Below are 12,194 nucleotides of genomic sequence, written 5' to 3' on the forward strand. Positions count from 1 at the left end.
GTGGGCCGGGGAGTTATCTGACCAGGAAGGAGGCGGCCCATTGGGACGGTAAGGATAATGATGGGAAGGGGGTGGCCAGTGGGATATATCTTTATCAGCTTCGGGCTGGACCTTATATCTCGACCAGAAAGATGATCATACTCAAATGATTGCGGATTGCAGATTTCGGATTGCAGATTGAAAAATAAATCTCTCGCAAAGGCGCAAAGGCGCAAAGGCGCAAAGACGCAAAGGCGCAAAGGCGCAAAGATAAAACAAATAAGGAGGTAGATGGAATGAAGAGGTATCAAATCTTGACCCTGATGGGTATTCTGTTAGTTGGGCTGTCCAAGATGGCCCTGGCGGCTGATTGGTGGGATACCAGCTACTCTTACCGGCGGCAGATAGAGATTTCAATTATTGCCTCAGGTATCCATGAACTGGAAGCCGGTTATTCATGTAGTGTTACGCTGGATACGACTGATGGAAGCAGGTTTCAGCCTGATGGGGATGATCTTAGAGTAATTTACTGGAACGGAAGTTCTAATGTAGAGTTACATAGAGATGTAATAGGCCCGAATTCTACCAATACCAAAGTCTGGTTTGCCACTCAGAGATCTATTTTTAACCCAGCTGCGGGCCCAGGCATAGATAACAACTATTACCTTTACTATGGGAACCCAGGCGCCAGTAATCCGCCGGCTAATCTTAACAATGTGTATATCTTCGGCGACGATTTTGAGTCAGGGCTGGGACAATGGAGCTACTATAACGGTCAGGTGAGCACCTCCTCAGATGTGGCAGTTAGAGGTAACAAGAGCTTAAAAATAGACAATACCCGGAACAGCACCCATGATCAAATTTATATTAATAAGAGCTTTCCTTCCACCACCATCAAAGTAGATTACTATCTTCAAGGAGTCCAGACAACAGGTGCCTCTATGACGCATAATTTCCACCAGGGCGATACCCTGCCTACCCCTGACCAGGCCTACGGTCATTCTTCGACTATAAGCTGGTCGCAGTGGGATAACAAGAGCAAGATGGAATATTACGATGGTAGCTGGCACTCTTTTTATTCCCCTCTTCAGGCCAATTACTGGTATCATTTAGAGGAGTATTTCTATTTTAATTCAAGAAAGATGATGATAGAGGTGGATGGGGCAACTAAAGTTAATGACGAGACTGGGCTTATTCTCCAGCCGACGAGTGGGGTTAAATATTTTCGATTCTGGGCCTATGATGGTGAGCCAGGTAAGTTTTATATTGATGAGATCAGGATCCGTAAATACATTGACCCGGAGCCAACGACCTCACCTGGGACCGAAGAGTCTCAAGGACCATCTCCTTTAACTATTACTACCACCAGCTTGCCTTCAGGGACAGTGGGGACAGCTTATTCTCAGACAGTCTCAGCTACTGGGGGGACGACACCCTACACCTGATCAATCAGCGCCGGCTCTCTTCCGGGTGGTCTATCTTTAAATAGCTCAACAGGCGTTATTTCGGGCACACCTACCACCGCCGGCACCTCGACCTTCACGGTGCGGGTCCAGGACTCAAGCTCGCCAGTCCAGACAGATGATCAAGCCCTCTCCATCATCATCAATCCGGCTACCTTGACTATTACCACCACCAGCGTGCCTTCAGGGACAGTGGGGACAGCTTATTCTCAGATAGTCTCAGCCACTGGAGGGACGACACCCTACACCTGGTCAATTCTCTCCGGCAGTTTACCTCCAGGTCTGAGTTTGACTCCAGGGACTCCGAATGCTACCATTTCTGGCACCCCGACTACTGCCGGGACCTATAATTTCACTGTCCGAGTGACTGATGCCGCTTCCCAGACAGACGATCAACCCCTCTTTATTACCATTAATCCGGCCGGTGGCATTCCCATTAAGGTTGTTGCTCCTTCTTCTACTCCGGCTGATTCTGAATTCGAGGTTGAAATTCAGGTAGGGGACGCTGGCCATCCGGTCTCTAACTTCTTTGGGCTCTCCTTTTGCCTTAATTATAGTCCGGCTGGGAATGTAACCGAGGTTGTATCTGTAGACACGGAACCAGGATTCCTGGGGAACGATCAGACCAACCATGATGAAGCAAATACTACAACAGGCACGATAAGAATAGGGGTGAGTCGAAAGAGACCGGCCTCCGGAGTGAGTGGCTCCGGCGTGGTGGCCAGAATAAGGCTGAGGGCCTCGGCTTATGCGGCCGGACAGACAGTCACTTTCAGTCTGAGCGATGTAGATGCCCGAGACCCAAATGGGGGGGTGATTTCACTTAACCCTGTTTCCGATTCAATTACGATAACTGATTTTGTGGTCTGGCCCGGGGATACGGACAATAATGGGGTGGTTAATGAGTTAGACATCTTTCCGGTGGCTAACTACTGGCTCTCTACCGGGGCAGCCAGAAGTGATAATGGTTTCACCTGGGGGGCTCAAAGAGCTACTCCCTGGACCCCGGCGGAGGCAACTTATGCTAATGCCAATGGCGATGGCCAAGTAAGTGAAAAAGAGGTAGTAGTGATTGGTGTCCACTGGGGACGGACCCATGGGGGCGGCAGTCCAGCCCCGGGCAGAGAGATCTTATCCGCCGAGATAAACCATGCCAGAAATCTGGAGGCCTATCGGGCCATGTATCGCTTACTGGAAGATAGTCCGAAGTCAGAGGCGGTAACCAGGATGAAAGACCTTTTGGCTTCCTTGATTGACCTGGGCTTGAGGGGGCAGATCACGGGGAGAACCGGTCTGGCCCAGAACTACCCCAATCCGGTCAATCCTGAGACCTTTATTCCCTTCACCCTGGATTCAAAAAGTGAAGTAAAGATTCTGATCTATGATTTAGCGGGGCAATTGGTAAGGACTCTGGATATGGGCGAGAGAGAGTCAGGAGCTTACTTCACCCAGAAGGAGGCGGCCTATTGGGATGGAAAAGATGAGGCTGGCCGGGAGGTAGCCAGTGGGGTGTATTTCTGCCAGCTTCAGGCCGGGGATAAGATCTTTACTAAAAGGATGATTGTAGTTAAATAATAAAATAAGCGTAACTGCTCGGGTAGATAGACTGAAGACTTAAGACTGAAGGCTAAAGACTGAAGGCTAAAGGCTGAAGGCTGAAGGCTGAAGGCTGAAGGCTGAAGGCTGAAGGCTGAAGGCTGAAGGCTGAAGACTTAAGACTGAAGGCTGAAGGCTGAAAGCTGTCCCTAAAAGCCTTCGGTCTTCAAAGAAGGGCTGAGTAATTACAAATAAGCATAGATTACGGAGCATTGAGCCGGGGGTAATATTTTATCTTCATAGCTCAGTGCTCCGGGTTTCAGGCTTCTTCGTGTTCTACGCTCTTTATTCAGCGCTAAGAGGTGGTGAAAAAGTTGACAAGGATCGCCTATATATTTTCTCTGGCAGCTCTTTTAATCATCTGCTTTCTATTCGGTTGTGGCAGGAATCCTGTTGGAACTAAGTCAGAAGCAAGTATCTATGATCTTGAAGTAAGGCCTGCCTCGACAAAGGCTACCATAAGCTGGAAGACTGATATAGCCACTGTCTCGGAAATAGAATATGGCCCTCGCCTTAATTACAGTTACCAAGCAAAGGATGAGGGGACGGTCAGGTTCAAGCATGCCCTTGAAATCACAGGACTCATACCAGAGACCGAATATTTCTTCAGAATCGTTGGTGGAGAAGCCACTGGGTTTAGCTTTGTTACTTCATCAGAAGGATTGACCCTCAAGATTGACCCATGTCTGAAACAGGTGCAGGTAGGAGAAACCTTTCTCCTGGATATATGGGTGGAAAAGGTAAGCCACCTTTCAGAAGTAGGCTTAAGGTTCCATTTTGATCCAGCCGTGCTTGAGGGATTAGGAATTAGTTTCGGCGAATTCCTGGGAGATAACATACTTTCTCTCCCTAACACTTATGATCTGAAAGAGGGGATTATGGGTATTGGAATGGCCATAAAGAGGATCAAGCCTGGCGGAGAAAGAAAGGAGGTAAGTGGTTCAGGAATAGTAGCTCGACTTAGTTTCTCAGCCAGAGTTGCCGGGGAAACAGAGATTATTATCGATCGAGACAAGAAGGTATTGGCCCTTAAGAAACAGGACGGAAGGTCGTCCGTGGATGGCTTTGACCACCTTTTCCTGGGTTCGGCTCAAGTTATAGTAAATCCCTAACGATTTGACGCGCCGTGGAAGTTTTGGGATAGACTACTCAAAGCTTACGGACTTCAGCCGTTCGGCAGAGGGATACCCATTGACTGTAACGGACGGCCTTTTCGACTCTGCGGTGGAAATTGTGCAAGGCAGCGTGAACGATTGGAGTCCCGGGGGAATATGGGGGACGTTGGTGTAGTAAACAAATAACAGGTAGGAGTAAATTGCTTTCTCCACCAACGTCCCCCTTTTCCAACGTCCCCCTTTTCCTCCTTTTCCTGATACCTGAGGGCGTTTACCCCTCGAATCCACGTTGAGCCAAAAACGTAAAAAACAGAGGAGGCGATCAAGAAAAGATGGAGGATTTGAGATTAAAGGTAGTTGACAAATAGGGGGGATATGATAAAATGGTGCTCAGTTTGAAGGGAAAGAATCAAGTTGAATGGCAAATCGGATTTGTTGGGATGGTTCACTTTACTGTGAAAGCTTGCGGCTGAGGGGTAGGGTGGGCACTGCCCACCAAAAAGGCGTAGATGGCGAATAGATTGGGGGGTAATGCCCACCCTACTTCTGCGGAAGGTTAACCGCGCCTAAAGTTTCACAAGAAAATGGATGATTTTGAACCGTCCCGATTTGTTTCAATTTGCAGTCTGCGATCCGAAATGAAAGAGGAAGCAAGGATGCACGGATTTTGGATGCGGGGGAAAGGTTTTAAGTCTGCAATCCGAAATCTCGGGTACCCACGAAGTGGGTGCGCAATCCAAATGAAAGGAGATGAAGAAGATGGCAAGAAAATCCGGAAAGTGGATATTGGTGGGGAGTTTGGTCTCAATCCTGATGATGGGGGGGCTGGGGCTGCCTATGGAGAAAAAAGCTGCTAAGAGTGAGGAGCCAACTTTGCAAGAAGGAGTCCAGACAGAAGCTGCGGCAGAGGTTAAAGAAAGCCCAGCGATAGTAAAAGGTAAGAAGAGTCAACCAGCAGCCGAGGCTAAAGGTGAATCAGTTAAGCTTGAGGAATCAAAAATAGTAGAGCTTAAGCTAATTATGGAGTATAAGTTTGATGAGCCAACTATTGATGTGATCTTCGGTAAGTCAGAGGTAACGGTAAAAGAGGCAAGAGCTTTGGGGATGAAGGAGTTGGAAAGAAAAAGAGCTGAAGAAAAGGTGAAAGTTCTCTATCCAAAGGTGATGGATACAAAGAATGTAATTAAGTTTTTAGATAAAGAAGGAAAAGTGATTAAGGAAATTAGAAAGGGTAGGGAAGATTCAATAGATACGTATCTACCTGAGCAAAGAGAAGAAATCAAAAGATGGTTAGCTATGAAAGAGTTTGAAGAGACCGCAAGGACGTATGATTACACAATTTCCCCTAAAGGGGATATCATCTTAGAAACTCAAGAGATTTATTATGCCACTAAAAACTGGGGCATGTCTAGATTTTGGAATGACATGACAAAGATATATAACATAGACGGAAATTATCTGGGAGAGATAGAAAGAGAAAGGTGGCCTCTATTTATATCACCAAATGAAAAATATATTGTTGCTTTAAATCATACTGGAGGAGAAGTGTTTACAGGAGAGGTATACTTTTATGATATTAATGGAAATTTGTTAAAAGAACACAATTTTAAGAGTGAAGAAGCATATGGAGTGGATTTTTCAGAAGATGGCAATTATGCCGGGATATTATTTGGGCCTTCCTATATCTATAGATTATTTAACATTCAAGGATATCTTCTGTGGGAATATGATTTTGAAGGAAAAACCCCTTATTTTATTTCAATCCATAATAGCGCCAGATATATTACTTGGTACACGAGTGATAAATTATTTTCGCTTATTGATAAAAAAGGTAATTTGATTTGGTCGTTACCAAATATAGAAGGGGATTTAGTAAAGTGCAATTTAAATAAAAATATCTTGATTTTATTTGATGTAGAAAGAACACGAGAACGTCGTGTAAAGGGCTTAGATTTTGCAATCGTTGGCTATATAATAAACCTCCAAACAGGAGAGATAATTGATTATATTAAAAATTTACCCGAAGGAATTGAGATGTGGAGTATCGAAGAAGATGAATTTATTATAAAGTCTCGTGAAAATCATTATTATCTGTACAAAATTACTGGAAAAGGGGTGGGAAAATGATATTTTTGAGATATAGTAAAATAAGTCTTACCATAATTTTGTTTTCATCCTTTGTTTTATCAAATTTATCTTTTGCTTTACAATGGCCAATAAACAGTGCTGATGATCCATTAAATTATAATACAGTCAATTGTACATTTGGTGAGATCCATCCAACAAATGGGGACCACTTCCATGGAGCTATTGATATAGATTGTACTAACAATCCTGCACCACCAGCCAGAGCAGTAGAACCTGGTGTAATACCACCAGATGGAATAGGAAGTATATCTGTAACAGTAGAGCATGGGGCACAGAAAAAAACAAGATATCTTCATATAACTCCTAATGCTAACCTTCAACCAGGTGATACAATAGACACAGGAGATTCTCTTGGTACTGTAAATGGCCATTTGCATTTTGAGATGTGGTATCAAGACGGTGGTACATGGTACAGAGTTAATCCATTAGTAAATGACGCTGGTTGGGCATTAGAAGGTCCCTTAGATAATGCGGATCCAGAAATAAATGATGTTATTTTAGAGCCAATTAATCAACCTGCTGGAGTTGCTTCAGGATATGAGATAAAAGCAACGGCAGGTGCTCTGACAAATTATACGGATGGAACTATCAAGATTCATCTTAGAAATAGACCTGGCTCATCAGGAACGACTTATGATTCAGTAAATGATACATTAGTTATATATGGTAGCATTGCACCAATAGTTAGTGCAAGAGATGTAGATATTAACGGTGGTGATAATGGAAATGGATTAACTGTACAGACAATAGATTACAGTGTTGAAGATACTCCAAAATATAATATTGAATTCGATAGAATAAGAAATAGTGATTTATACGAAGTTAATCAAGTATTTCATACTATATTTAATAATAGTAGTGATAACTTATATGGAAATAATGATTTTATAGAATTACGAAGTCTTGATAGTGTTTATCTATATCCACATAAAACAATAAACAGTATTCAAAGTAATGGAGTTTGGTTTACGAAAGCTCACGAAAACACCAACGAAATATTTGAGACCACACCTACAAATACCGCTCAGGTAAATAAGGATGCAAAATATAAAGATGGCGAATATACTTTAACATTTAGAGTTACAGATGCATCAGATAGGGATGATACGCAAAGTATTAAAGTCATAGTCGACAACTTCCGACCCTATGTTCATCGAGTGACGATAATTCAAGAAGGTAAAGAGAAATACGATGCCTATTGGGATTGGAATGGGACAGAGTTGGTTTTGACACCTGCGACTAAAAAGGGAAGGAATCCAATAGCTTTTTCTGATGGCGAATTTGGTTTAGTTAGGATAGAATTTAGTGAGCCTGTCCAGAATCCTATCGTCTGGAGTTGTAATTCCGAGTATCCATTTCCGTCGTTTTCTCCTATAGATGATGAGAATAAAATCTGGCAAGGGTGGGCACCGTTTTATAATTGTAATTGCTTCCGGATAGAGTGGGAACTGAGAATATACGCTACCGATTTAGCAGGCAATGGGCTTCTATCCCTTAGCGATAAAGACACTACTATTGATCCAACCACTCAACTTACGAGAGATACTTCTGGCAATATGCAAGGAACAGGAGGAACTGACGAAGTGCACTGCTTTTCCTTCAGAAGGGGAAAGGGGGTGACATTACTGATTGATGAGTCAGCAAGTATGGATGGGGACTACTGGAATAACTGGGATTATCCATTTCCGGATAAGGCTACTGATCCTCTTTGTTTGAGGCGGAAAGGGGCATGGAATGTAGCTTGTTCTCTGGAGGATGGTACGGATATGGTTAGGATGTTCAAATTTAATAAGGTGGCATACTTTGGTGATTGCGGATACCCCTCTACATTTAAGAATAACATAGATTGGGGTCTTACCGAAAGTCTTACTCCGGGGACGTGTATCGCCAGAGCTTTAAGTAGTGCAAGATCCAGTGCAAGATATACTGAGCGAATTCCAATTACCATAGTTTATACGGATGGTTTAGAGGGAGACTGTGGAAAGACGTATGGCTGTGGATCGCAGAGCCCTTGCCCGCCATTTGAAGAAAGTCAATCTCAAGTAATTAGAAGCTGTAAGGGTAGAGTTTATTATGTTAGAATTAACACACCAAGAGCAGGAGGAGTAGCCAAAATAGCCGAAGTAGCTGAAGTAGCTGACGAGGATTTAATAGCGGCGGTAAGGGACACCGGAGGAGAATACTTTGAGGTTAATAGTGAGAAAGACTTTTTATTAGCCAATGAATTTATAATTAATGATATCAATGATATCGATAATGAGTATGGTTTTGGTATAATAAAAATAGTAGAGGCTTCTGTAACTAATAATGAAATGGTTGTATTTACTACTATTGATTCTACTATTAGTTACGGACGTTTTTATTTAGAGTATAACGGAGAGATAAATATGGAGCTTTATGACCCGAATGGAACGAGAAGAGAGATAACTTCTGATACTACCCTGGCCACAGCGTGGTATCAGATAGTTACTCCGGAGATCGGTGATTGGAAGGCGGTAATTAGAGGGGAAGGAAGTTTCACCTTTATGGTCTCTGCTAATACCTCTATAACCTTTGAGTTAGTTTCTTCGGAACTTTGGCTCGAAGAACCATCTCCGATTTCAATTAGATTAGAGGGAGAGGTATCTGATCTGAGTTTTTATCTTATCAGATTAGATGGAACAGTATTTGATACTATATCCTTAGGGGAGAGTGAAACGCCAGGCATATATAAAGGTGTTTATACCCCTCTTTCTTTGGGTGAGTATCGAATAAGAGTAGAAGGTAAGGATGCCAGGGGAGAAGATTTTGTAAGGGAAACGACATCTACTATTATTACAATGAAACCTGGAATGCAACCTGGTTTTCCAGTTAAGACGAATGGGGGTGTGTCTTCTTCCCCGGCCCTGGGAGATATAAATGGGGATGGGAGGTTAGAGATAGTCGTTGGCTCTAATGATAATAAGGTATATGCCTGGAATGATGAGGGAAGCTTGGTGACTGGTTTTCCAGTAGGTACTGGGGGAGCGGTAGGCTCTTCCCCAGCCCTGGGGGATATAGATGGGGATGGAAGGTTAGAGATAGTCGTTGGCTCTAATGATAATAAGGTATATGCCTGGAATGATGAGGGAAGCTTGGTGCCTGGTTTTCCAGTAGATACGGGGTGGATTATAAACTCTTCCCCAGCCTTAGGAGATATAGATGGGGATGGGAGGTTAGAGATAGTCGTTGGCTCTAATAATAATAAGGTATATGCCTGGAATGATGATGGAAGCTTGGTGCCTGGTTTTCCAGTAGATACGGGGTGGATTATAAACTCTTCCCCAGCCTTAGGAGATATAGATGGGGATGGGAGGTTAGAGATAGTCGTTGGCTCGGATGGTGACAGGGTATATGCCTGGAATGATGATGGAAGCTTGGTGCCTGGTTTTCCAGTAGGTGCGGGGGGAGCTGTAGGCTCTTCCCTAGCCCTGGGAGATATAGATAGGGATGGAAGGTTAGAGATAGTCGTTGGCTCTTATGATAATAAGGTATATGCCTGGAATGATGAGGGAAGCTTGGTGCCGGGTTTTCCAGTAGATACGAGGGGAGCTGTAAACTCTTCGCCAGCCCTGGGAGATATAGATCAAGATGGAAGATTAGAAATAGTTGTTGGATCAGATGACGGCTACGTATATTGCTGGCAGATGGAATCAAATTCATATAATCCTGATCTTTTACCCTGGCCTATGTTTCACCATGATATGAGGCGGACAGGATTAATCGATAATAAGTATGATTTTGTAAAAATAGTAGAGGCTTCTGTAACTAATGATGAAATGGTTGTATTTACTACTATTGATTCTACTATTAGTCACGCATATTTTTACTTAGAGTATAAAGGAGAGATAAATATCGAGCTTTATGACCCCAAGGGAACTAAAAGAGAGATGACTTCTGATACTACCTTGGCCAGAGCGTCGTATCAGATGGTTGCTCCGGAAATCGGTGATTGGAAGGCGGTAATTACAGGCAAAGGAAGTTTCACCTTTATGGTTTCTGCTAATACCTCGGTAACCTTTGAGTTAGTTTCTTTGGAACTTTTATGGCTCGAACAACTATCTCCGATTTCAATTAGATTAGAGGGAGAGGTATCTGATCTGAGTTTTTATCTTATCAGATTAGATGGAACAGTATTGGATACTTTATCCTTAGAGGAGAGTGAAACGCCAGGGATATATGAAGGTGTTTATACCCCTCTTTCTTTGGGTGAATATCGAGTAAGAGTAGAAGGTAAGGATGCCAGGGGAGAAGATTTTGTTAGGGAAACGATATCTACTATTGCAGTGAAATCTGTTGGAATGCAACCTGGTTTTCCAGTTAAGGCGGATGTGTATTATTATGTGATGTCATCCCCTGCCCTGGGAGATATAGATCAGAATGACGAGGGGAGATTAGAGATAGTTGTTGGTTCGCGAAGTCGCAAGGTATATGTCTGGAATGATAACGGAACACCTGTGGATGGATTCCCTGTAAGTACGGGAGGAATGGTGGATGTCTCCCCAGCTTTAGGAGATATAGATGGCGATGGGAGATTAGAGATTGTTGTGGGCTCGGGAGATAATAAGTTATATGCCTGGAATAATGACGGAACACTTGTGAATGGGTTCCCAGTAATAAGTGGAGGAGGAGGGCAAGAGCTTTTTATGGATGCTTGCCCGGTCCTGGGAGATATAGATCAGAATGACGAGGGGAGATTAGAGATAGTGACTGGTTCAGCTGATGGCAAGGTATATGCCTGGAATGATAATGGAACACCTGTGGATGGATTCCCTGTAAGTACAGGAGAAAATGTGCGTGTCCCCGTCCCCCCAGCTTTAGGAGATATAGATGATGATGGGAGATTAGAGATTGTGGTTAGTTCGAGTGATGGCAAGATATATGCTTGGAATGATGACGGAATACCTGTTAAGGGGTTTCCAGTAGGTAGGATGGATCGTATATACTCTTCTTCCCCAGCCTTGGGAGATATAGATGGGGATGGGAGGTTAGAAATAGTCATTGGCTCTTATTATAATAAGTTATATGCCTGGAATGATGATGGAAGTTTGGTGCCTGGTTTTCCAGTAAGTACGGGAGAGAAGATAGACTCTTCCCCAGCCTTGGGAGATATAGATGGGGATGGAAGGTTAGAGATAGTCGTTGGCTCTTATGATAAGAAGTTATATGCCTGGAATGATGATGGAATCTTGGTTCCTGGTTTTCCAGTAAGTACGGGGGGGAGTATATACTCTTCCCCAGCCTTGGGAGATATAGATAGGGATGGGAGATTAGAGATAGTGATTGGCTCTTGTGATAAGAAGGTATATGCCTGGAATGATGATGGAAACTTGGTGCCTGGTTTTCCAGTAAGTACGGGTGGGGATGTATGGTCTTCCCCCGCCCTGGGAGATATTGATCAAGATGGAAGATTAGAAATAGTTGTTGGATCAAATGATTACCACGTATATTGCTGGCAGATGGGGCCAAATTCATATAATCCTGATCTTTTACCCTGGCCTATGTTTCACCATGATATGATGCGGACAGGATTATATCCTCTTACAGGGCCGCAGGATGTTACCCCGCCGGGACAGATTGTTGATCTGGCGGCTGGTAGTCCGGCGACTGACTCGCTTACCTTGACCTGGATGGCACCGGGGGATGACGGCGACAGTGGGACAGCGGCTGCTTACAATATTAGATATTCTACTTCGTCGATAACAGAGGCGAACTGGGCGGTAGCGACCCAGGTAAGCGGGGAGCCGACTCCGCAGGTGGCCGGGACTGTTCAGAGCCTTACGGTAGGCGGGCTGGCCTCAGGCACGACTTACTATTTTCGGATGACCGCCTCGGATGAAGTGCCCAATACCTCGCCCCTGTCCAATGAAGCGAT

General features: G+C 43.9%; 5 protein-coding genes. All 5 read left to right on the forward strand.

What is annotated here, in order from left to right:
* Positions 1–275: 275 nt before the first annotated feature.
* A complete protein-coding gene (locus AB1797_08835; GenBank protein ID MEW5767714.1) occupies positions 276–1,424 on the forward strand; it encodes a hypothetical protein in 1,149 nt (382 codons plus the stop codon).
* Positions 1,425–1,427: 3 nt separating this feature from the next.
* Complete coding sequence (locus AB1797_08840; GenBank protein MEW5767715.1) at positions 1,428–3,017, forward strand: putative Ig domain-containing protein; 1,590 nt, start codon at positions 1,428–1,430, stop codon at positions 3,015–3,017.
* A gap of 335 nt (positions 3,018–3,352) precedes the next feature.
* The gene (locus AB1797_08845) at positions 3,353–4,150 is read left to right on the forward strand and encodes a hypothetical protein (GenBank protein MEW5767716.1); all 798 of its coding nucleotides are present in this window, start codon (positions 3,353–3,355) and stop codon (positions 4,148–4,150) included.
* A 762-nt stretch (positions 4,151–4,912) separates the two neighbouring features.
* Positions 4,913–6,280 (forward strand): hypothetical protein, encoded by a 1,368-nt coding sequence (locus AB1797_08850; GenBank protein ID MEW5767717.1) that lies wholly within the window; start codon positions 4,913–4,915, stop codon positions 6,278–6,280.
* Positions 6,277–12,194 (forward strand): FG-GAP-like repeat-containing protein (locus AB1797_08855; GenBank protein ID MEW5767718.1); only part of this gene is annotated, 5,918 nt, incomplete at its 3' end. The genes AB1797_08850 and AB1797_08855, both read left to right, overlap by 4 nt.

The organism is bacterium, assembly GCA_040753085.1.
Taxonomy (GTDB): domain Bacteria; phylum UBA9089; class JASEGY01; order JASEGY01; family JASEGY01; genus JASEGY01.